Genomic DNA, 18741 nt, shown 5'->3' with positions numbered 1-18741 from the left:
CACAGCGATGAGGGCGATGAGGAACAAGCGGGCGTGGGCCGGGGCACTGCTCCTGGCGGGGGCGTCCTGCTGGATGTCGGCCGGGACCGCGAGTGCCGACGAGACCAACACCGCCTCCCACAACGGCCCCCGGGTCGGCCTGGTCAACATCGGCCAGGTGGACGACCCGATGGAGGACGTCCTGGAGCACCTGCTGCTGATCGGCGACGGGTACTCCTGGAACTGACCCGCGTGACAGGAAGTCGCCGCGGAGGACACGTGTCCTCCGCGGCGACTTTTTTTCGCGGGGGTGGCATAGCGGCGGCCACCCGCAGGCGTCACAAGGGTCGGAGGGGCGGCGCACAGGTGTCGCCGGGGAAGAGAAGGTGACGATGAATGCCGAAGGGCTGGAGAGTTTCCGGGACTTCGTGGACAGCAGGTCGTCCGCCCTGCTGAAGACCGCTGTGCTGCTGTGCGGGGGAGACCGGCACGCCGGTGAGGACCTGCTGCAGAACGCCCTGGTGAAGGCGGCCGGGCGGTGGCAGAGGATCGACGAGCCGGAGGCCTACGTACGGCAGGTCCTCTACCGCCAGCAGGTCAGCCGCTGGCGGCTGAAGTGGCCCCGGCGGGAGGTCAGCGTCGCCGAGCCGCCCGAGCCGCCGGGAGCCTTCGAGCCCGGCGCCGACACCGCCGCCGCGGCCGAACTGCGCCTCGTGATGCGCCAGGCCCTGTCCCGGCTCACCGCACGCCAGCGCACCGTCCTGGTGCTGCGCTACTTCGAGGACCTGCCCGAGGCCGACGTGGCCCGTCTGCTGGGCTGCTCGATCGGCACCGTGCGCTCGACGACCCACCGTTCGCTGGCCCGGCTGCGTCAGCTCGCGCCCGAACTGGCCGCCCTCGGGCCCGCGGAGGCCGAGCGGTCGGACGCCCGTGACTACTCGCCCGTGGAGGTGCGTCCGTGAACGTCGACGACATCGTGCGCGACGCCCTGCGCGAGCAGGCCGCCGAACAGCTCCCGGCGGCAGGGGGATTCGCCGACCGGGTGCTCGCCGTCCGGCGCCGCCGCCGGAACCGTAGGGCGGCGGCCGGCGCCGTGGCCGCCGTGGTGGCGGTCGCCGTGGGCGTGGGTGTACCCCTGCTGGACTCCGGCAAGGAAGACGTACGGCCCTCCGGCGGCATCGTGACCCCGAAGAAGGTCGAGTCCCACCCCGACCAGTCGCCGCCGCGCGACGAGATCTCCGTCGGGGGCACCACCCTGGCCGCGTACTTCATCCCGGAGACGGTGAAGAAGACCGCGGACACCGCCGTCTACGAGCGCACCTACCACCTGCTGAACCCGAAGACCGGCAAGTACACCGAGGCCGCGGACTGGTCCTGGGTCGCCGTCGCCCCCGGCGCGAGGACCGCCGCCGTCCTCGAACGGGACCTGCCCGCCTCCCGGATCGGCATGCTCGACCTGGCCACCGGCAAGGTCGAGCGGTGGATCCCGGTCGACCACGGCGTCGGCGGGCTCGCCTTCTCCCGCGACGGCCGCAAGCTGGTCGCCACGACGTACACCAAGAACCCCGATCTGCGGATCAGGACGCAGGACGCCGACGACTGGGTACAGGAGAGGAGGTCGAGCCGCACCGGCTTCTACGTCCTCGACGTGGCCTCCGGGAAAGGCGCCTGGAACGAGGTGAAACTCGCCTCCGACGACGGTGAGTTCGGGGCCGGCTTCCTCAACTCCCGCCAGGACTTCGCCCTCACCGACGACGGCCGGCACATCTGGGCCGGGAACCCCATGCAGGACATCGGCAAGGAGTTCTGGGACCTCAAGGGCGTCAAGGCCCCCACGCCGGCGAACGACAAGCACTCGGAGTGGTTCGTGGTCGCGGGGAAGTCGCCGAACGGCAAGCTCGTCGCCGGTGACTTCGCGGGTGGGAAGTGGAAGACCTCCTCCTGGGTCCGCGACGCCATGACCGGCGCCAGGACCGAGGTGCGTGGCCAGCAGCTGCTCGCCTGGGTGGGCGACAAGCAGCTCATCGCCTGGGACATCGGCAAGAACGACAAGAACGAGTTCCACCAGCGGCTCGTGCTCGTCACCATCGGCAGCGCCAAGGAGGTCCCGCTCAGCGGCTTCCGAGCGGGCAACGACGGAGACGCCGGGCGCTGGGAGCCGGTCTTCGCCCAGCCCTGATCAGGCGGCCACGAGGCGTTCGTACTCCGCCAGCAGCCCGTCGGCCGCCTCCCGGCCGGCGGGCCGCAGCGGGGCGCGGACCGGGCCCGCGGGCAGACCGAGCGCGTGGAGGAGGGCCTTGGCAGTGACCGTGCCGGGCAGGCCCGCCGACATCATCGCCTCGATCAGCGGCGTGGCCCGTTGTTGGAGGCGGGCGGACACGGGGGTGTCGCCCGCCTCGAACGTGTCGAGGACCGCACGGAGTTGAGCGGGGACCACGTTGGCCACCGTGCTGACGTAACCCGCCCCGCCCACCGCGTACAGGGCGAGGATGTGCTCGTCGCAGCCCGCGTAGTACGCCAGCTCCGTGCGGTCCAGGACCTTCTGGGCGCCGAGGAAGTCGTAGGAACAGTCCTTGACCGCGACGATCCGGGGGTGCTCGGCGAGCCGGAGCATCGTCTCCGGTTCGATGCGGGTGCCGGTGCGGCCCGGGATGTCGTAGAGCATGACGGGCAGTCCGCAGGCGTCGGCGATCTCGCGGAAGTGCGCCTCCAGCGCGTCCTGCGGCGGCTTGCTGTAGTACGGGCTGACCACCAGCACCCCGTCCGCGCCCGCCCGTTCGGCGGCCAGGGCCAGTTCCACGGTGTGCCCGGTGTCGAAGGTGCCCACCCCCGCCACGACCGAGGCCCGCCCGGCCACCGCCTCCCGCACCGCCCTGACGAGCGCCGACTTCTCGGTGTCGGTCGTGGTCGGCGACTCACCCGTCGTGCCGGACAGTACGAGTCCGTCGCAGCCCCGCGTCACCAGGTGGTCGGCGAGCTTCTGCGCGCCGTCGAGGTCGAGGGCGCCGTGCTCGTCGAAGGGCGTGATCATGGCGCAGAGGGCGCGGCCGAAGGGCGGGGCAGCAGAGGTCATACGGGTAGTCTCGACAGCTCGACCGTGAAGCTCCACTTAATTCTCCTACGAGATATCGCTAAGGGATGCTGCGAAAAGGCGCTATGTCCAAATCGGGCCCGCATGGGTCACCATGGTCAGGACGGTGCACGACCCCTGGTCCTGGAGGCGTCATGAAGCTCGGCAAGGCACTCGCCACCGGAGTCGCGGAAGAGCGGCCGGAGATCCACGAGGAGGAGCTCGAGCTCCCCGAGGAGATCAAGGAACTGAAGGCCCCCGAAGAGGTTCCGGCGGCCCGATGAGGCTGCGGCTTCCGGAGGAACGCCCGACGGAGCCGCCGACCGGATACAAGATCGCCCACCCGGTGCTGTCCCAGGACGGCACCCGGGCCGGGTTCACCGGTGTCTCGCTCGGCGGTGCGCTGCCGTACGGCGTCCTGGCCGACGCGTCCTGCGTCTACGGCCTGCGGCACCGGGCGCCGAACCGCCGCTGCGACTGCGGCTTCCACTGCGTGCACGACCGCGCGGCGGCCGAGGCGCTGCTGTGCACGGCCGAGCACCGCACGGCCGTCCTCCTCGACGTCCTGGTTCTCGGCCGCTACCTCCGCTTCGAGCTCGGCTTCCGCTACGCCCGCCAGCGGGTGCGGACCGCCACCGTCGGACCCTGCGCCTGCGGCACGGTCGCGGCGGCGCTCGCCGACGCCGGCTGGGGCAGACCCGGCTGGCGGGCCCTGGCCCCCTCCTGCGCGGGCTGCCTGCGCGGACGTACGGCCGTCTCGCTCGCCGGGTTCGCCCGGCTGGCCGGAGAGGGGCTGCGGGTGGTGGCACGGCCGGCCGCCGCCCCCGCGCTCGGTGATCCCGGCCTGCCCGGGGAGCTCGGCGTGCCCGAACTCGCCGCCGAGGCGGCTCTGTTGCAGGCCCGGCTCGACTGGTTCCAGAGCCAGTTGGCCCGGCTCGGGGAGCGCGGTCCGGACGGCGGTCCGCGGATGGGGTAGCGGGGGGCGGGGCCGGGTACCCGGGTGTTCCGACCGAGAGGAGGCGGAACACCGTGACCGGAACCACGGCCCCCAGGCCGGCGCACGACGAACATCACTCGGTGGGCGAACTCGTCGGACAGGCCACCGAACAGGTCTCCAGGCTGGTGCGGCAGGAAGTCGCCCTCGCGAAGGAGGAGCTGGCCGAGAAGGGCCGGCGGGCCGGGAAGGGCGGCGGGCTGCTCGGCGCGGCCGGCGCCTTCGCCTACGCGGGACTGCTCGCCCTCGCCGGAACGGCCACCGCCGCGCTCTCCCTGGTGCTGTCGGTGTGGGTCTCGGCACTGATCGTGACGGCTGTGCTGTTCGTGATCGCGGGAGTGCTCGCCGCCACCGGCCGCGCCCAGCTCCGCCGTGCCACACCCCCGACGCCCGAGGAGGCCCTCGGCAGCGTCAAGGCGGACGTCGAGGAGATCAGGGAAAGGGCGCACCGATGACGGACAGGAAGAGCAGCGAGCCCTCGGCGACGGGGGCCAAGGGACCGGATGAGCTGCGCCGCCAGATCGCGCGGACCCGCAGCGAACTGGGCGACACGGTGGAGGAGTTGGCAGGAAAGATGGACGTCAAGGGCCGTGCGCAGGCCCGTGCGGCAGACCTCAGGGACAAGGCCGGCGCGATGACCGTGCAGTTGCGCAGCAGCGCCGCGCAGGCCGGTCACACGGTGCACGAAAAGGCCACGCAGGCCGGCCACCTGGTCCAGGACCGGGCGGCGAAGACCGGACACCGGGTCCAGGACCGGACGCAGCGGGCGGGCCGGATCACCCAGGGCACGGCCACGCGGACGAGTGCCGCGCTGGAGCGCAGGGCGGAACACAGCGTGCCCCGGCCGGCCCGGCCCCTGGTCATGGCGGCGGTACGGCATCCCCGGCCGGCGCTGATCGTCGGCGCCGCCCTGGCCACGATCGTCGTCGTGTCCTGGCGGTACCCGAAGAAGTAGGCCGCGGTAAAGGGCCGGAAAGCAGGCCGCGGTAAAAGGCCGGACGCGGTGCACCGAAGGCCGTACGTGGGCGGCACCCGGAAGCACGGGTGCCGCCCACGTCCGTGTGTGCCGTCGGGCCGCTGCGGGGTCACTTCTCCCGTGACGCCCGCAGCCATGACGCCCGCAGCCTCGGCGGCCACTTCCGTGTGTCCCGGGGCTCCACGTACGGCTCCTCCGCCGACTCGGCCGCGCCGGAGGCGATCGCCCGCTCCCGGGCCAGCTCTGCGTCGAACTCCAGACCCACCAGGATCGCCATGTTCGTCAGCCAGAGCCACACCAGGAAGACGATGGCGCCGGCGAGGGTGCCGTACGTCTTGTTGTAGGAGCCGAAGTTGGCGGCGTACAGGGCGAACCCGGCGGAGGCGGCGAGCCAGACCAAGGTGGCGAGGACACTGCCCGGGGAGATCCAACGGAAGCCGCGGCCGCGGACGTTGGGGGCGGCCCAGTACAGCAGCCCGATCATCACGACGACCAGGAGCAGCAGCACCGGCCACTTGGTCACGCCCCAGATCGCGATCGCCGCGTCACCGAACCCCACCGCCCTGCCCGCCCGTTCGGCCAGCGGACCCGTGAACACCACGATCAGCGCGCTCGCCGCCAGCATCAGCATCAACGTCACGGTCAGCGCCAGCCGCAGCGGCGTCAGCTTCCACACCGGGCGCCCCTCGGGAAGGTCGTACACCGCGTTGGACGCACGGATGAAGGCGGCGACGTACCCGGAGGCGGACCACAGTGCGGCGAGCAGTCCGAGGATCGCGAGGACGCTGCCCGTGCCGCCGCTGTCGCCGAGCTGGACGACCGCGTCCCGCAGGATGTCCCGGGCCGGACCCGGCGCGAGGCTCCCGATGTTGTCCAGGATCTTGTCCGTGGCGCGCTGCCCCACCACACCCAGCAGGGACACCATCACCAGCAGGGCGGGGAACAGCGAGAGAACGCCGTAGTACGTCAACGCCGCCGCCCGGTCGGCGAGTTCGTCGTCCAGCAACTCCTTCGCCGTACGCCCCAGCACCGCCCGCCAGGCTCGCGCGGGCAACTTGACGGGACTCTTCGGCTGCTCGTCGGCCTGCTCCTCCATGCCGTGGCGGGTCTCCCGAAACCACCTGCTCAACCGCCGACTTGACCTGAATCCTGGTTGAGGTTGAAGGGTGGGTGCCAGGACACATCGAGCAGCGATCCGAGGAGGCCTCGCGCATGACCCGCCGAACCGACACCCATCCCGACCTCACCCGGCCCGAGGTGGGCGCGTCCCTCTTCAGCACGTGGCGGGTCGGCAACCCGCTGCGGCAGCGGCAGACCGTCGAGGCCGTCGCCGGCGCCTGGGAACGCCGGCCGTGGCCCGCCGACGGACTCCTCGGCTACCACGTCTACACCGGACACGACACCGCGAGCCTTCTGCACTACTCGCAGTGGACCGACGAGCAGGCCTACGAGGCCTTCGCGCGGACCCAGCGGCTGGAGCGGGTCGACGAGATCGACACCGCCGTGCCCCACATCGAGCGGATGGGCCTCGGCCGGTACCGGCACTACCGCAGCGTCGTCCAGGACGGCGACCCGCGGGTCCCGGGGTGCGTCGTGATCGTCGACATCGAGTTCGAGGGCCCCGACCCCGAGCGGCAGCGCGCCTGGGTCGACGCCGTCGTCGAAGCGCTGGAGAACGAACCGAACCCGCACCCCGGCGGCATCGGTGCCCACTTCCACCTCAGCACCGACGGCACCCGCGTCCTCAACTACGCCGAGTGGGAGAGCGCCCAGGCACACCTCGACGCCCTCGCCGCACCGGGGAACGGGATCGGCTCGGCCTCGGAGCGCTGGGAGCGCGTGCAGACCTGGCCGGGGCTGAAGAGCAGCGTGGTCAGCCGGTACGACCACGCGCTGGGCCTGCTTCCCGGGTAGGCACCCGCACCGAAAACTCTGATCGTCTGGACAAAAAAAGTTTTCGGTGAGACGGTGGACCCATGCTGGACGTCACCGTGATCGAGGACCCCGAGGCCGCAGCCGCCTCCCTGGACCCCATACGGGCGAGGCTGCTGGCCGAGCTGGCGGCCGGCCCCGCGTCGGCCGCCATGCTGGCAGGCAAGGTCGGACTGCCCCGGCAGAAGGTGAACTACCACCTCAAGGCGCTGGAGCGGCACGGCCTGGTCGAGCTCGCGGGGGAGCGCCGCAAGGGCAACGTCACCGAGCGGCTGATGCGGGCGACCGCGGCCTCGTACGTGATCTCACCGCTCGCCCTCGCCTCCGTGCAGCCCGACCCGGACCGCTTCCGCGACCAGCTCTCCGCACGCTGGCTGCTCGCGCTCGGGGCCCGACTGGTGCGGGACGTCGGTTCGCTGATCACCGGCGCGGCGAAGGCCCGCAAGCGGCTGGCGACCTACGCGCTGGACGGCGAGGTGCGCTTCGCCTCGGCCGCGGAACGCGCCGCGTTCATCGAGGAGTTGACGGCCGGAGTCACCGGCCTGATCCGCAAGTACGACGCTCCGGACGCCGAGGGGGGCCGTGACCACCGGATCGTGGTCGCCGTCCATCCCACGCTGAAACAGACCGAGTTGGAGTAGATCATGTCCAAAGAGTTCGAGATCGCCCGCGAGTTCGAGGTCGACGCCACCCCGGAGCAGGTGTGGGAGGCCATCACCACCGGAACCGGCGGCTATCTGTGGCCGATGGAGCCGCCCGAGCCCCGTGTCGGCGGCACCGGCCCCTTCGGGTCCAAGGTCACCGCCTGGGACCCGCCGCACCGCTACACCAACCGGGTCGAGGACGTCGAGGGCATCTCCCAGCAGACCCTCAACCAGCTCGACTACACCGTCGAACCCCGTGACGAGGGCCGACGGGCCTGGGTGCGCTACGTCCACAGCGGGATCTTCGTCGACGACTGGGACAACCAGTACGACGGCGCCGCCAAGCACACCGACTTCTATCTGCACACCCTGCGCGAGTACCTGACCCACTTCGCGCCCCGCCCGGCCGCCTTCGCGACCTTCGACGGACCCGAGGCGTCCAAGGCGCCCGACGCCCTCGCCGTCGTGGGACGGGCGCTCGGCGTCGGCGAGGACGTGGCCGCCGGTACGCGCGTGACGGTCCACGGCCCCGACACCTTCGAGGCCGTCGTCGACTACCGCGACCCCTACTTCATCGGGCTGCGCACCGAGCGGGGCCTCACCCGCGTCTTCGGACGCAACCACTGGGGCCACCCGGTCGGCATCTCCCTGCACGACTTCTCGGCGGACACCGACATCAAGGAGTGCGAGAGCGAGTGGCAGGCCTGGCTGAACGGGGTGTTCAACCAGGCCTGACCGGGCGGGAGTTCAGCGGGTACTACGGCTTGAAGCGCAGCACCTGCGGGTCGTGGTCGCTGATCTGGTCGTTGAACTCCGAGTTGATGTGCACGCTGTCGTACTCGAAGTCACAGCCCCGCCGGATCGACGGGCTGACCAGGATCTGGTCCAGGACCTGCTGGTTGCCCTGGTAGTCGTAGGTGTAACGCTCGCTCCTGGGCAGCGACTTGATCGCCGACCAGAGTTCGCCGTCACCCTCCAGGATCTTCGCGGTGTCGGAGAACTCGAAGTCGTTGATGTCGCCGAGAGCGATGACGTCCGCGTTCTTCTGGGTGTCGAGGATGTCCTTGACGAAGGCGTTGACCAGGGTCGCCTGCTGGTGGCGCTGGATCTCCGAGCTGCGCGGCACCGGCTGGACCGCCGAGGTCAGACCGTAGTCGCCGCCCTTGGAGTTGAAGTGGTTGGCGATCACGAAGACCGTGCGGCCACGGAAGACGAACTCGCCCGCCAGCGGCTTGCGGCTGGACTTCCAGGCGTCGTCCGTGGGGGCGACACGGCCCGGGGAGACCGTCAGCTGCGCCTTGCCGTGAACCTTGGTGACCCCCACCGCCGTGGTGGCGTCGCCGCCGGCGCGGTCGGTGAAGGAGACCCGCTGCGGGTTGAAGAGGAAAACCTGGCGGATGTTGCCGCCCGGCTCGCCGCCGTCGGTGTCGTTGGCCGGGTCGATCGAGCGCCAGTCGTACCTCGGGCCGCCCGCCGCGGCGATCGCGTCGATCAGCTTGGTCACCGTCAAGTCGGCGGCGGTCGTGCCGTCGTCCTTCGCGCCGTTGTTGTCCTGGATCTCCTCCAGGGACACGATGTCGGGCGACTTCAGGTTGTTCACGATCGCGGAGGCGTGCTCCTCGAAGGTGGCGTCGGACGGGTCGAGGTTCTCGACGTTGTACGTCGCGACCGCGAGCTCGCCGTTCTTCTGCTTCTGCGTGGTCTCCCGCGCGAGACCGGCGCTCTTCAGTGTGCCGATCTCGTTCGCGACCAGGGTGTAGCCGCCGAACTGGTTGAAGTCCAGCGGGCCCGCGGTGGAGCCGGTGAGCACGTCGCCGACGTTCGCGACGGGGAAGGCGGAGGTCGAGCCCAGCGACTGGATCTGGAGTCGGCCGGTGTTCTGCGAGTCGTAGGAGCCGTAGAGCGTGCCACCGCGGCGAGTGGCGTTCTCGCGCGGCTTCACCGTGACCCACAGCTCGGTGTACGGGTCCGTCGCGCCGACCACGCGAACGTCCTTGACCTGGACGTTCATGCCCTCCAGGGACTCGTAGAAGTCCAGGGCGTACTTCTTCGGCTGCAGGGTCAGGCCGTTGATCGAGTTGCCCGCGGCGGGGTCGCCCGCCGGGACGTACGCGGCCGGGACCGACCTCGCGTCGACCACCGTGGCCGCCGGGACCGCGTTGCCGCTGGAGACGACCGTGACCGTCGGCTTGGTGATCTCGGTGACCGACTGGTTGCCGCTCGACGTACCGCCCGGGACGTACTCCGAGACCGTGCCGGTGACCGTGACGGCGTCACCCACGGCGACCTTCGGGACGGAGCTGGTGAAGACGAAGACGCCCTCACTGGTGGCCGGGTCCGCGTCGGGGTTCGGGTCCTGGATCCAGAAGCCTCTGGAGGAGCCGTAGGTGCGCACGCCGGTGACGATTCCGGCCACATCCGTGACCTTCTGACCGGCGTACGGGGATATTCGGGTCGCGCCCTGGATGTCATGGATGCTGACGGCTGCCGCGTGCGCGGGCGTAGGCAGGACAACGACCTGAGAGGCGGTGGCCGCCGACAGGGCGGCGACGGTGAGCGCGGCGAGACGCGCGGACTTCTTGCTCGGCAACGGGATCCCTCCGGGGACGAACGTAGGCGCCGGGACGAGGGTGAACGTGGAACGGTGGGAGCCGCGACCTGTGGGGGCGGTTGCGACGCGCGTAGAAAATACCGTGCGCAAAAATACAGTGAACAGGTGTCCGCCGGGTTTCTACGCGCGTCAATCTCCTGCCTGGTCAGCCCAGTTGTCAAGGTTTCAGCCATGTACGGACCCTGTCGGGGAGATGAACCGGGCGGCATAGGTGGATATCCGTCTACGCTGAGCGGCTGAGTGGCACGACGCGTCCTAGGAGAACCAGCCGATGTCAGACAGCTCCCCCCTGCCGCCGGTGCGGCTGCACCCCGAAGCGGAGCTGGCGCGGGACGCCCTGTCCACGCCGCTGCTCGCCCGGGCCGCCCGGCTCGCCCGCTGGGCCGGCGAGGACACGCGGGTCGACGCCGGGGGCGGACTCGTCGAGGAGCAGCTGCCCGCGGCGGCCGCTCACCTCGGACTGACCGGGGACGAGGCGGCGGCCCACGCGAGCGAGGCATGGCGGGTCGCCGTCGACACCGGGCTCGTCGAGATCGTCGACGAGGAGGAGGGCACGGTCACCACCGGCGAGGACCTGGCCCTGCTGTCCGGGTCCCCGCAGGACGTGCTCGGCGTGTGGCTGACGGCGCTGGAGACGGCCCTGGCCGACGCGAGCGTGCCGGATCTCGACGACCTGGTCGACGCCCTCGACGAGCGGGGGGAGGTCGACTTCGCCTCCCTGGACTGGGACCCGGAGGCCGAGCAGGAGTTCCTCGACGGGGTGCTCGGCAACCTCTACCTGCTCACGGTCAGTGAGGACGGCCCCGGCGACGGACCCGTGCCGCTGCCCGCCCTCGCGGCGTCGATGATCGTGCCGAGCGACATGGGCGAACCGACCAACGACGTCCTGGAGCAGGTGTCGGACGCGATGATGCGGCTGGACGACCAGTTCCGGGTCCTGGAACCGGTGGGGCTCGTCGAGTACCAGCCCGTCGACGAGGCCCTGATGGCCGACGCCGACGAGGAGCCCGCCGCGGCCGTCGACGACACCGACGTCTCCCGGTACGGCATGGTGCGGCTGACCCCGCTCGGCCTGTACGGGCTGCGGTCACGGCTGCTGGAGGCGGGCATCCCGGCGCCGGCCGTCGGCGACCTCGCCGACAAGGGGGCGGACGCGCTGCTCGACGGGACCGCCGCGTTCCCTCCCTCGGCGGCCCAGGCCGAGACCGAGCAGTGGCTGGACCGGCGCGAACCCCTGGAGGCCGCACGGGAGTTGCTGGCGGCGGCCCGGGGGAGCGACACGGGGGCGCCCCTGCGCAGGCTGCGCTGCCAGCAGGCCCTGTCGCTGGTCGGCACGGTCGCCGAACCGGCACTGCGGGAGGTCCTCGACGACCCCGAACTGGGTGGGCTCGCCCGGGTCTGGCTGGTCGAGCGTGGCTTCGGGGACGTACCCGCGCCCTCCGAGGACATGGTGTTCTGGCTGACCGTCGACACGATCGCCGCGCAACTGGCCGCCGAGGGGAACTCCGAGGAGCTCCAGGGGCTGGTGGAGGGGCTGGCCCAGCAGCACGGAGGGTTCTTCGCGGCGGCCTGGAAGGTCGACCACCCCGCCACGGCGGACGTGCTGGAGGCGATGGGGCGGTTGCATCCCGACAAGAAGGTGGCCAAGGAGGCCCGGAAGGCGGCGTTCAAGGCGCGGTCGCAGCAGGGGGGTTGAGGCCGTCGCGGGGTGCGGCTGGGTGGGGGTTGCTCGCGCGGTTCCCCGCGCCCCTGAAGGGTCGCTTCCCCTGCCCTTTGTCGGTTCATGGAACCGGGTGCACTGAAGCCTCCTGGCGTTCAACCGGTGTTCAGGTGTGGGCGGGACCGTAACGCCGACCCGAGGTCCCCCACCCTCCACGGCGTTCACCCACCGTCTCAGGAGACACCATGTCGCTCACCCGCAGGGACTTTGCCGCCAGAACCGCGCTCACCGGTGCCGGTGTCGCGCTGGCGGGCACCGTCGGCGCCCTCGCCACCGCACCGAACGCGCTCGCCGCCACCGACGTCGACAGCGAGGGCGCGGAGGCCGCGGGCGGGGAGTCCGCGGGCGCCCACCGCGGAGTCGGCTACGGGCCGCTGATCGCCGACCCCGACGGCCTGCTCGCGCTGCCCGCCGGATTCACGTACAAGGTCATCACGTACAGCGGCCGGACCAAGCTGGAGTCGGGTGAGTTCACCCCGTCCAACCACGACGGCACGGCCGCCTTCTGCGGCCCCCGCGGTGCGACCCTCCTGGTCAACAACCACGAGCTCAAGGGCCCGCGCGCCAACTGGCCCCACCCCGTGCCGCTCACCGAAGGCCTCGTCTACGACCCCGCCGCCTCCGGTGGCTGCACGGTCGTCGAGGTCCGCCACGGGCATGTCGCCGAGTGGGTCGGCATCGCCGGCACCTCCACCAACTGCGCGGGTGGCACCACCCCCTGGGGCACCTGGCTCACCGGCGAGGAGACCGAGGACAAGGCCGGCCAGAACGGCATGACCAAGGACCACGGCTACATCTTCGAGGTCGACCCCGAGGACCGCCGCGCCAACCGCGACCCCAAGCCCGTCAAGGCGTTCGGCCGGTACGCCCACGAAGCGGTCGTCATCGACCCCAAGCGCGGCCACGCCTACCTGACCGAGGACGCCTCCGGCCCCAACGGCCTGCTCTTCCGCTGGACCCCGCCGGCGGGCTTCCGCCACGGCCGCGGCAAGCTGCGCACCCTCGCCGACGACGCGGGGGTCCTCCAGGCCTTCAAGTGCTTCGACTCCGGCGGCAAGTTCGTCGACGACCTCTCCCGCGCCACGAAGATCGGCACGGTGTACGGCGTCGACTGGGTGGACGTGCCCGACCGCGACGCCAAGGCGGTCTCCGTCCGCAAGCAGTTCACCGACGGGCAGGTCACCCGCGCCCGCAAGCTCGAGGGCATGTGGTGGGGCGACGGCGGCGCGTACGTCGTCTCCTCGTACGCCCGTGAGGAGAGCCCCGTCCAGCACGACGGCCAGGTCTGGTTCTACGACCCCAAGCGCCGCACGCTGACCCTGAAGGTCCTCCTCGGCGTCAACCCCGACCCCTCCGTCGACGGCGCCTTCGACGGCCCCGACAACATCACCGTCTCCCCCTACGGCGGCCTCGTCATCGCCGAGGACGGCGAGGGCGTCCAGCACCTGTTCGGCGCGACGGAGAGCGGCCGCACCTACCCGATCGCCCGCAACGAACTCAACATCGGCACCGAAGAGGAGCCGGAGTACAGCGAGTTCACCGGCGTCACCTTCTCGCCCGACGGAAAGACCCTGTACGCCAACATCCAGACCCCGGGGATCATGCTGGCGATCACGGGGCCGTGGAAGCGCCAGAAGCGCGGCTGAACTTAATTCGCTCGCCCGGCCCGCGGTACGCCTCCTAGAGTGATGAACGTCCAGGTGCGAAGGCAGGACCTACTTCCACTCATAATGGGGCGGCCGCGGGTTCGAGTCCCGCCACCGGCACAACTCGCCGGTGTAGCTCAGGGGTTAGAGCACCTAATGTCGGTTCCGCCGACCTGAACTCTGGACACCACAACTTCACGCACCTCCCGGTGCGAGCATTTTGATCTCGGGAGGCGCAGCTCATGGTGGGTGCCCGGTGCGCAGGCAGCGGATACTTCGGGAACTGATGAGGGAAAGCCCTCGTGCGGGTTCGAATCCCGTCATCGGCTCGGGCCGATGTGGCGGAACGGAAGACGCGCCAGTTATAAGCACCGCAGCCGACTTCGACCTCGGGCACCCTCCATTTGCTGCGCCTCCCTCCGAAACGGAAACGAATTCGGGGGAATTCACCATGGCGCGATTCAACAAGAAGGCCGCACGGGCCCGTCCCACTTCGCGGGTCACCTCGACGGGACGCGTCCTGCGGACCTACGAGGGCGGCCGCGGACACGAGCGGGACGCACGCTCCGAGCTCTTTCTGCTCGCGGTCTCCAATTTTGTCTCCCAGCAGACCTTCTACGAATCCGGCGCGGACCGCGACGACCGGTTCGCCGCACTCGTACGGCGGCTCGCCGTCACCGACCCGACCTGGACCGCGGGCCTGCTCGGCTGGCTGCGCGGCGAGGGCAACCTGCGCACCGCCTCGCTCGTGGGCGCCGCCGAGTACGTGAAGGCGCGTCTCGACGCGGGCGTCACCGACGGCCCCTCGAACCGGCAGGTCGTGGCCTCCGTGCTCCAGCGGCCCGACGAGCCCGGAGAGCTCCTCGGGTACTGGACGGCTCGGTACGGCCGCAACATCCCCCAGCCCGTCAAGCGCGGGGTCGCCGACGCCGTACGACGGCTCTACAGCGGCAAGTCGCTGCTGAAGTACGACACCGCGTCCAAGGGCTACCGTTTCGGCGACATCCTCAACCTCGTGCACGCGGCCCCGGACCCGGACAAGCCGTGGCAGGGCGAGCTGTTCCAGTACGCCCTCGACCGCCGGCACCACCCGGACACGGCCGTGCCGCCGGAGTCGAGCCGCGTCCTGACCGCGCACCGCGAGCTCATGGCGCTGCCGGTCGAGCGTCGCCGCGCCATGGTCATGTCCGGGGGCGGGGCCGAGCGGCTGGCCGCGGCCGGGATGACGTGGGAGGCGCTGGCGGGCTGGCTCCAGGGCCCGATGGACAAGGCGGCCTGGGAGGCCGTGATTCCGTCCATGGGCGCGATGGCCCTGACGAGGAACCTCCGGAACTTCGACGAGGCCGGGGTCTCCGACGAGGTCGCGGCCCAGGTGGCGGCCCGGATCAGCGACCCGGCGGAGGTGGCCCGGTCGCGGCAGTTCCCCTTCCGGTACCTCGCCGCGTACCAGCACGCGCCCTCGCTGCGCTGGGCGTACCCGCTGGAGAAGGCGCTCGGCCACTCGTTGGCCAACGTGCCAGCGCTGCCCGGCCGGACCCTGATCCTGGTGGACCGCTCGGGCTCGATGTGGGCGCGGCTGTCCGACCGCTCGCAGCTCAACCGGGCCGACGCGGCGGCGATCTTCGGTACGGCGCTCGCGCTGCGGGCGGCGGACGCGGATCTCGTCGAGTTCGGCACCACGAACCGGCGCCTGTCGTTCGGCAGGGGCGAGTCGGTGCTGAAGATCCTCGGCCGCTTCGGCGACCTGGGCGGCACCGACACCACCTCGGCGGTCCGTGCGCACTACCGGGGCCAGGACCGGGTGCTGATCGTCACGGACGAGCAGTACACCCACCACCGTCGCGGCGGCCCGACCGAGCAGGTCCCGGCCGACGTGCCGGTCTACACCTGGAACCTCGCCGGCTACCGGGCGGGCCACGGCCCCTCCGGCACCGGCAACCGGCACACCTTCGGAGGCCTCTCGGACGCGGCCTTCCGGATGGTTCCGCTGCTCGAGGCGGCCCGGGACGCCGACTGGCCCTGGGCGGCCTGAGCCCCGAGCGTGTGACCCGCACTTCACGGGGGTGCGGGTCACACCCTTGTCCGTCCCCACTACTGACATCTAACATTTCAGTTCATGGACGCCATACGGCCGCTGGGCCGCACCCTTCTCCGGGACCGTGCCTACGCGTCCATCCGGGACGCCATCGTGGCCGGGGAGATCGCGCCCGGGGCGGTGGTGCGGGACGCCGAGCTCGCCGAGCGGCTCGGGCTGTCGCGGGCGCCGGTGCGGGAGGCCTTCTCGCGGCTGGTCGACGAGGGGCTGCTGGAGAGCAAGCCGCAGAGCTACACCCGGGTGACGCAGGTCGTCGCCGCCGAGGTGCGGGACGCCGCCGCCGTGGTCGGGGCCATGCACGAACTGGTCACGCGGGTCGCCGTGCCACGGCTGTTCGCCGCCGACATCGAGATGATGCGCGCGGCCAACGAACGGTTCGCGGCCGCCGTCACCGCCGGTGACGTCGACGAGGCGCTGCGCGCCGACGACGAACTGCACGACGTCCTCGTCCGCGTCAGCGGCAACCGCGCGGCCGCCGCCACCGCCGCCCGCTACACCCCCCTGATCCGGCGGCTGGAGCGCAGGCGGTTCGGCGAGGGCGGCAGCTGCCGTTCGGCCGGCCTGCACGACCGGCTGATCCAGGCCTGCGCGGCCGGTGACGTGGACGAGGCGGTGCGGGTCACCGCGGAGATCTGGCGGGGACTGGCCGAACTCGCCGACAGCGACTGAGCCCACAGCGCCCACAGCGACTCACCCGGGAGGACCCCGTGCCCCTTTCGTCCTACGACCGCTACCCGCTCCTCTTCGGGCCGTCCCCCGTCCACCGCCTGGAACGCCTCACCGCGCACCTCGGCGGTGCCGCGCTGTGGGCCAAGCGCGAGGACTGCAACTCCGGGATCGCGTACGGCGGCAACAAGACCCGCAAGCTGGAGTACCTGGTCGCCGACGCGCTCGCCAAGGGCTGCGACACCCTCGTCTCGATCGGCGGCGTCCAGTCCAACCACACCCGCCAGGTCGCGGCCTGCGCCGCCCGGGCCGGGCTCAAGTGCGTACTGGTGCAGGAGAGTTGGGTGGACTGGCCGGACGCCGTCTACGACAAGGTCGGCAACATCCTGATCAGCCGGCTCGCCGGGGCCGACGTACGCCTGGTGAAGGCCGGGTTCGGGATCGGGTTCAAGGAGAGCTGGGAGCAGGCGCTCCGGGACGTCGAGGAGGCGGGCGGCACGCCGTACGCCATCCCCGCCGGAGCCTCCGACCATCCGCTCGGCGGGCTCGGCTTCGCCGCGTGGGCCTATGAAGTGGCCGACCAGGAACGCGAGTTGGGCGTCTTCTTCGACACGGTCGTGGTCTGCTCGGTGACCGGGTCGACCCAGGCCGGCATGGTCGCCGGGTTCCGGGCGCTGGAGGAGGCGGGCGGCCGGCCCCGGCGCGTCCTCGGCGTCGACGCCTCCGCCAAGCCGGTCACCACCCGGGAGCAGATCGCCCGGATCGCCCACCGCACCGGGCAACTCATCGGCGTGCGGAAGGAGTTGACCGAGGAGGACGTGGAGCTGGACGAGCGGTATCACGCGGGCGTCTACGGCATCCCCGACGAGACCACCCTGGAGGCGATGCGCCTCGCCGCCCGCACCGAGGGGATGGTGACCGACCCCGTCTACGAAGGCAAGTCCATGGCCGGGATGATCGACCTCGTCCGGCGCGGGGAGATCGGCGCCGACTCCACGGTGCTCTACGCCCACCTCGGCGGACAGCCGGCGCTCAACGGGTACAGCGCGCTGTTCTAGCCCAAAGGCGACGGCGAATGGCCGAGCGGGGGGTGAGGCCGGCTGGATCCACCTCGGCGGCGCCGGGAAGCGCGCGGCCGGCCTCCACTCACCCGCCCTCGGGCCACTGCCCGGCGCTGCTCAGAGCGCCTGGGCCGCCGGCTTCACCATGCCCCTCACCGTGCGGGACTTCACGAAGTCGCCGATCGCCGTCATCTCCCACTCGCCGGAGAACTGCTTGATCAGCTTGGCCATCATCACGCCCGTCTGCGCCTCGGCGTTCGTGAGGTCGAAGCGGACCAGTTCCTCACCGCTCGCGGCGTCGATGAGGCGGCAGTACGCCTTGGCGACCTCGGTGAACTTCTGGCCGGAGAAGGAGTTGACCGTGAAGACGAGACCGGTGACCTCCTGGGGGAGCCGCCCGAGGTCCACGACGATCACCTCGTCGTCACCGCCGCCCTCACCCGTGAGGTTGTCGCCGGAGTGCTTGATCGCGCCGCCGACGATGGACAGCTTGCCGAAGTAGCAGCTGTCGATGTGGTTGCGCTGCGGGCCGTAGGCGATGACGGACGCGTCGAGGTCGATGTCCTTGCCGCGGTACGCCGGCTCCCAGCCGAGACCCATCTTGACCTGGGAGAGCAGGGGACGCCCGCCCTTGACCAGGGAGACGGTCTGGTTCTTCTGGAGGCTGACGCGGCCCTTGTCGAGGTTGATCTTCCCGGCACCCGGAGCGGGCGGGGCCGGCGGGGCCGGGGGAGCGGCGGGCGCCGGCGGCGGCGCGAGCCGGGGGTCCATGGCCGGCGCGGGCGGGGCCACCGGGGTCTGTACGGTCGGCGCGGCCGGCGGAGCCACCGGTGTCGGGGCGGGCGTGGGTGCCGGTTCCTCCACCGTCACGCCGAAGTCCGTCGCGATCCCGGCCAGGCCGTTGGCGTACCCCTGCCCCACCGCCCGGGCCTTCCAGGCGCCGTTGCGCAGGTAGATCTCCACGACCACCAGTGCCGTCTCGGTGCCGAGCTGCGGCGGGGTGAAGGTGGCCAGCTCGCTGTTGTCGTCCGCGTTGCGGATCGTGGCCGTCGGCTCGATGCCCTGGAAGGTCTGGCCCGCGGCGTCGGGGCTGGCGGTGACGACGATCTTCTCGATGCCGGGGGGCAGGGCGGCGGTGTCGACGCTGATCGCGTCCGGCGCCGTACCGCCGCCCGACCGGTAGGTGACCCCCGGTCCCGTCGGCTGGTTGTAGAAGATGAAGTCGTCGTCGGAGCGCACCTTGCCGTCGGCGGTGAGCAGCAGGCCCGAAACGTCGAGCCGCACCGGTGCGGAGACGTCCACCGTCACTCGGGCGACGGGGAGGGGGATGTTCGAGCCGGGGGTCAT

19 protein-coding genes and 1 tRNA gene are annotated in these 18741 nt (G+C 71.4%); 16 read left to right on the top strand and 4 right to left on the bottom strand.

All coding sequences use genetic code 11. From position 1 onward, the window contains the following. Positions 1 to 16: 16 nt before the first annotated feature. From ABZ098_RS00830 to ABZ098_RS00820, 3 genes are all read left to right on the top strand, one after another. The gene (locus tag ABZ098_RS00830) at positions 17 to 226 is read left to right on the top strand and encodes a hypothetical protein (protein ID WP_356587581.1); all 210 of its coding nucleotides are present in this window, start codon (positions 17 to 19) and stop codon (positions 224 to 226) included. Between the two features lie 145 nt (positions 227 to 371). Then, positions 372 to 941: a SigE family RNA polymerase sigma factor gene (locus ABZ098_RS00825; RefSeq protein ID WP_356585853.1), complete on the top strand. Its 570-nt coding sequence runs from the start codon at positions 372 to 374 to the stop codon at positions 939 to 941. Then, on the top strand, positions 938 to 2158 hold the full coding sequence (locus tag ABZ098_RS00820; protein WP_356585851.1) for a WD40 repeat domain-containing protein: 1221 nt from the start codon (positions 938 to 940) through the stop codon (positions 2156 to 2158). The genes ABZ098_RS00825 and ABZ098_RS00820 overlap by 4 nt, the downstream gene beginning before the upstream one ends. On the opposite strand, the gene dapA is transcribed toward ABZ098_RS00820, so the two are convergent. Further along, complete coding sequence (gene dapA, locus ABZ098_RS00815) at positions 2159 to 3052, bottom strand: 4-hydroxy-tetrahydrodipicolinate synthase (RefSeq protein WP_356585849.1); 894 nt, start codon at positions 3050 to 3052, stop codon at positions 2159 to 2161. A gap of 152 nt (positions 3053 to 3204) precedes the next feature. On the opposite strand from dapA, the gene ABZ098_RS00810 reads away from it, so the two are divergent. From ABZ098_RS00810 to ABZ098_RS00795, 4 genes are read left to right on the top strand one after another with little or no spacing between them, the layout of a single operon-like run. After that, a complete protein-coding gene (locus tag ABZ098_RS00810; protein ID WP_256122893.1) occupies positions 3205 to 3333 on the top strand; it encodes a hypothetical protein in 129 nt (42 codons plus the stop codon). After that, the gene (locus tag ABZ098_RS00805) at positions 3330 to 4025 is read left to right on the top strand and encodes a hypothetical protein (protein WP_356585848.1); all 696 of its coding nucleotides are present in this window, start codon (positions 3330 to 3332) and stop codon (positions 4023 to 4025) included. The genes ABZ098_RS00810 and ABZ098_RS00805 overlap by 4 nt, the downstream gene beginning before the upstream one ends. Before the next feature lie 53 nt (positions 4026 to 4078). Beyond that, a complete protein-coding gene (locus tag ABZ098_RS00800; RefSeq protein WP_356585846.1) occupies positions 4079 to 4498 on the top strand; it encodes a phage holin family protein in 420 nt (139 codons plus the stop codon). Then, positions 4495 to 4998, top strand: coding sequence for a DUF3618 domain-containing protein (locus tag ABZ098_RS00795; RefSeq protein ID WP_356585844.1), 504 nt, complete (start codon positions 4495 to 4497; stop codon positions 4996 to 4998). The genes ABZ098_RS00800 and ABZ098_RS00795 overlap by 4 nt, the downstream gene beginning before the upstream one ends. A 130-nt stretch (positions 4999 to 5128) precedes the next feature. Here the strand turns inward: ABZ098_RS00795 and ABZ098_RS00790 are convergent, their stop codons facing one another. Further along, positions 5129 to 6115 carry a YihY/virulence factor BrkB family protein gene (locus ABZ098_RS00790; protein WP_356587579.1) on the bottom strand — a complete coding sequence of 329 codons (987 nt, stop codon included), beginning with the start codon at positions 6113 to 6115 and terminating at the stop codon, positions 5129 to 5131. Between the two features lie 116 nt (positions 6116 to 6231). Here ABZ098_RS00790 and ABZ098_RS00785 point away from each other — a divergent pair, with 116 nt between their 5' ends. From ABZ098_RS00785 to ABZ098_RS00775, 3 genes are all read left to right on the top strand, one after another. After that, positions 6232 to 6933, top strand: a complete 702-nt coding sequence (locus ABZ098_RS00785; RefSeq protein ID WP_356585843.1) for an antibiotic biosynthesis monooxygenase family protein — start codon at positions 6232 to 6234, stop codon at positions 6931 to 6933. A gap of 62 nt (positions 6934 to 6995) precedes the next feature. After that, positions 6996 to 7592: a helix-turn-helix domain-containing protein gene (locus ABZ098_RS00780; protein WP_356585841.1), complete on the top strand. Its 597-nt coding sequence runs from the start codon at positions 6996 to 6998 to the stop codon at positions 7590 to 7592. 3 nt (positions 7593 to 7595) lie between these two features. Then, complete coding sequence (locus ABZ098_RS00775; RefSeq protein ID WP_356585839.1) at positions 7596 to 8330, top strand: SRPBCC domain-containing protein; 735 nt, start codon at positions 7596 to 7598, stop codon at positions 8328 to 8330. Between the two features lie 22 nt (positions 8331 to 8352). Here the strand turns inward: ABZ098_RS00775 and ABZ098_RS00770 are convergent, their stop codons facing one another. Beyond that, positions 8353 to 10185: an endonuclease/exonuclease/phosphatase family protein gene (locus tag ABZ098_RS00770; protein ID WP_356585837.1), complete on the bottom strand. Its 1833-nt coding sequence runs from the start codon at positions 10183 to 10185 to the stop codon at positions 8353 to 8355. A 292-nt stretch (positions 10186 to 10477) separates the two neighbouring features. Between ABZ098_RS00770 and ABZ098_RS00765 the strand changes: the two genes are divergently transcribed. The 6 genes from ABZ098_RS00765 to ABZ098_RS00740 all read left to right on the top strand — a co-directional run bounded on the left by ABZ098_RS00765 (position 10478) and on the right by ABZ098_RS00740 (position 17391). Beyond that, the gene (locus ABZ098_RS00765) at positions 10478 to 11902 is read left to right on the top strand and encodes a hypothetical protein (RefSeq protein ID WP_356585835.1); all 1425 of its coding nucleotides are present in this window, start codon (positions 10478 to 10480) and stop codon (positions 11900 to 11902) included. Positions 11903 to 12111: 209 nt separating this feature from the next. Beyond that, positions 12112 to 13572, top strand: a complete 1461-nt coding sequence (locus ABZ098_RS00760; protein WP_356585833.1) for an alkaline phosphatase PhoX — start codon at positions 12112 to 12114, stop codon at positions 13570 to 13572. 47 nt (positions 13573 to 13619) lie between these two features. After that, positions 13620 to 13689: transfer RNA gene (locus tag ABZ098_RS00755), tRNA-Met, on the top strand. Positions 13690 to 14023: 334 nt separating this feature from the next. Beyond that, positions 14024 to 15604 carry a TROVE domain-containing protein gene (locus tag ABZ098_RS00750; protein WP_356585831.1) on the top strand — a complete coding sequence of 527 codons (1581 nt, stop codon included), beginning with the start codon at positions 14024 to 14026 and terminating at the stop codon, positions 15602 to 15604. 84 nt (positions 15605 to 15688) lie between these two features. Beyond that, complete coding sequence (locus ABZ098_RS00745) at positions 15689 to 16336, top strand: GntR family transcriptional regulator (RefSeq protein ID WP_356585829.1); 648 nt, start codon at positions 15689 to 15691, stop codon at positions 16334 to 16336. 38 nt (positions 16337 to 16374) lie between these two features. After that, positions 16375 to 17391, top strand: a complete 1017-nt coding sequence (locus ABZ098_RS00740) for a 1-aminocyclopropane-1-carboxylate deaminase (RefSeq protein WP_356585827.1) — start codon at positions 16375 to 16377, stop codon at positions 17389 to 17391. Between the two features lie 120 nt (positions 17392 to 17511). Here ABZ098_RS00740 and ABZ098_RS00735 read toward each other — a convergent pair whose 3' ends face one another. After that, positions 17512 to 18741 (bottom strand): TerD family protein, encoded by a 1230-nt coding sequence (locus ABZ098_RS00735; protein ID WP_356587577.1) that lies wholly within the window; start codon positions 18739 to 18741, stop codon positions 17512 to 17514.

The sequence above is a fragment of the Streptomyces sp. NPDC006335 genome, assembly GCF_040612795.1.
GTDB lineage: Bacteria > Actinomycetota > Actinomycetes > Streptomycetales > Streptomycetaceae > Streptomyces.
Note: the sequence above shows the minus strand (reverse complement) of the source record. Positions and strands in the feature narration are given on the sequence as shown.

What these genes read in the sequence shown, in the direction of transcription:
- ABZ098_RS00810 (WP_256122893.1), top strand. Translation starts at nt 3,205, where the DNA reads ATGAAGCTCGGCAAGGCACTCGCCACCGGAGTCGCGGAAGAGCGGCCG.
- ABZ098_RS00785 (WP_356585843.1), top strand. Translation starts at nt 6,232, where the DNA reads ATGACCCGCCGAACCGACACCCATCCCGACCTCACCCGGCCCGAGGTG.
- ABZ098_RS00790 (WP_356587579.1), bottom strand. Translation starts at nt 6,115, where the DNA reads ATGGAGGAGCAGGCCGACGAGCAGCCGAAGAGTCCCGTCAAGTTGCCC.
- ABZ098_RS00795 (WP_356585844.1), top strand. Translation starts at nt 4,495, where the DNA reads ATGACGGACAGGAAGAGCAGCGAGCCCTCGGCGACGGGGGCCAAGGGA.
- ABZ098_RS00805 (WP_356585848.1), top strand. Translation starts at nt 3,330, where the DNA reads ATGAGGCTGCGGCTTCCGGAGGAACGCCCGACGGAGCCGCCGACCGGA.
- ABZ098_RS00825 (WP_356585853.1), top strand. Translation starts at nt 372, where the DNA reads ATGAATGCCGAAGGGCTGGAGAGTTTCCGGGACTTCGTGGACAGCAGG.
- ABZ098_RS00775 (WP_356585839.1), top strand. Translation starts at nt 7,596, where the DNA reads ATGTCCAAAGAGTTCGAGATCGCCCGCGAGTTCGAGGTCGACGCCACC.
- ABZ098_RS00760 (WP_356585833.1), top strand. Translation starts at nt 12,112, where the DNA reads ATGTCGCTCACCCGCAGGGACTTTGCCGCCAGAACCGCGCTCACCGGT.
- ABZ098_RS00780 (WP_356585841.1), top strand. Translation starts at nt 6,996, where the DNA reads ATGCTGGACGTCACCGTGATCGAGGACCCCGAGGCCGCAGCCGCCTCC.
- dapA (WP_356585849.1), bottom strand. Translation starts at nt 3,052, where the DNA reads ATGACCTCTGCTGCCCCGCCCTTCGGCCGCGCCCTCTGCGCCATGATC.
- ABZ098_RS00745 (WP_356585829.1), top strand. Translation starts at nt 15,689, where the DNA reads ATGGACGCCATACGGCCGCTGGGCCGCACCCTTCTCCGGGACCGTGCC.
- ABZ098_RS00750 (WP_356585831.1), top strand. Translation starts at nt 14,024, where the DNA reads ATGGCGCGATTCAACAAGAAGGCCGCACGGGCCCGTCCCACTTCGCGG.
- ABZ098_RS00765 (WP_356585835.1), top strand. Translation starts at nt 10,478, where the DNA reads ATGTCAGACAGCTCCCCCCTGCCGCCGGTGCGGCTGCACCCCGAAGCG.
- ABZ098_RS00830 (WP_356587581.1), top strand. Translation starts at nt 17, where the DNA reads ATGAGGAACAAGCGGGCGTGGGCCGGGGCACTGCTCCTGGCGGGGGCG.
- ABZ098_RS00735 (WP_356587577.1), bottom strand. Translation starts at nt 18,741, where the DNA reads ATGACCCCCGGCTCGAACATCCCCCTCCCCGTCGCCCGAGTGACGGTG.